Raw genomic sequence first — 1,286 nt, 5'->3', positions numbered from 1 at the left:
GAGGAGGCGGAGCAGCGCTCTGGGCGCCGGGGCGGGGGCGCGGGCGGAGCGGGGGGCCAGGCGGTACGTGCCGTGCAGGGTGCGTGAGCCGGGGCCCGCCAGGTAGCCGCCTGTCCCGCGGATGTCGACCCCGGGCGCCAGGCGGCCCGCGGAGTTGGGCACCGTGTGGTCGGGGTGGCCGGTGAGCCAGATGTGACGGCCGCCGCCGGGCGTGAGGATCACCACCGTCGGCGGCAGCACGATCCCGTGTGTGGCGAGGAGCGACTCGAACACCCTCGGCGCGTCCGTCCCGGATTTCACGTCGAGGTCCAGCCCGATCAGGTGATGCGGTGGCCGGCCGCAGGCGATCCCGTAGCCCGTCGCCCAGGGGGCGGCGGCGAAGAGGGTGTGGATCGCGTCGGTGTCGGTGGTCGCGTCGTACACGCCGTGGCCGATGCGCCCGCACTCCCCGCGGCAGGGCACCCGCGGCCAGTCCGCGTGGTGCGGGGAGCGGACCGCGGGCTGCTTCGCACGGGACAGCGGGAAGACGGGCAGGCCGCGGCGGGCGGCGGCCAGCGCGGCGGTGAGGGCATGGCTGTGTACGGAGCTGTCCATCCCCCTAGTCTCGTACAAGTGTTCGATACGCGAAAGTGTCCGACTGTGCGGGTTTAGCCGCCGCCGATCATGCCTGCGGGGGAAATGGGCGCCGGTCCGCGATTGCCCGGGAGCGCGTGGGAAACGATGCTCTCGCGACGTCGCAAACCGCCGGAGAGGTGGCCGGAGCCCCCGGCCGGCCTCCGGTCACGGAACCGTCTTCCGTTCATAGGAGGAAGCAGATGGCACGCACTCGCACGGCCCGCATCTTGGCCGCGGCAGCTTCACTGCCGCTCGCTGTCGCGCTCTTCGGAGGGGTGGCGCACGCGGACAACGGGGCCGGGGCGTTCGCCAACGACGACTCCAACTCCGCGATCGTCGGCCAGCTCGGCGGCGTCGGTGACGACAACTTCGGCAACAACGCCCAGACCCAGCAGGTCAACAACGGCGGCGGCTTCAACGAGTCCAACACCGCCAACGTCCAGGGCTTCGGCAACGTCGTCGACCAGTCCGACACCGTGGTCGTCTTCTCCAACCTCTGGTAAGGCTCACACGGTTCGGGGTGCTCATGGGGATGGCCGCGCGGCCGCACCGTCACGGTGCGGTCGCGCGGTCGCGTGCGCACGGGTCATCCCGCGGCCGGGTCCCCGGTGAACGGGCCCTCGCCCGGCCCCGCCCTCGCCGTGTTTGCAGGTGCACTCGGCGGCTGCCCC

The 1,286-nt window shown here is 72.6% G+C and carries 2 protein-coding genes; one reads left to right on the top strand and one right to left on the bottom strand.

Features of this window, described 5'->3' with window-relative positions:
- Positions 1 to 594, bottom strand: a 594-nt coding sequence (locus I003_RS0129495; RefSeq protein ID WP_027774714.1) for a bifunctional DNA primase/polymerase, incomplete at its 3' end; no start/stop codon positions are given.
- A gap of 221 nt (positions 595 to 815) precedes the next feature.
- Between I003_RS0129495 and I003_RS0129490 the strand changes: the two genes are divergently transcribed.
- Positions 816 to 1,118, top strand: a complete 303-nt coding sequence (locus I003_RS0129490) for a hypothetical protein (protein ID WP_027774713.1) — start codon at positions 816 to 818, stop codon at positions 1,116 to 1,118.
- The last annotated feature ends 168 nt before the right edge of the window (positions 1,119 to 1,286 follow it).

This window comes from Streptomyces sp. CNQ329 (genome assembly GCF_000482585.1).
The sequence above is the reverse complement of the archived record's forward strand: the minus strand, read 5'-3'. Positions and strand labels throughout refer to the sequence as shown.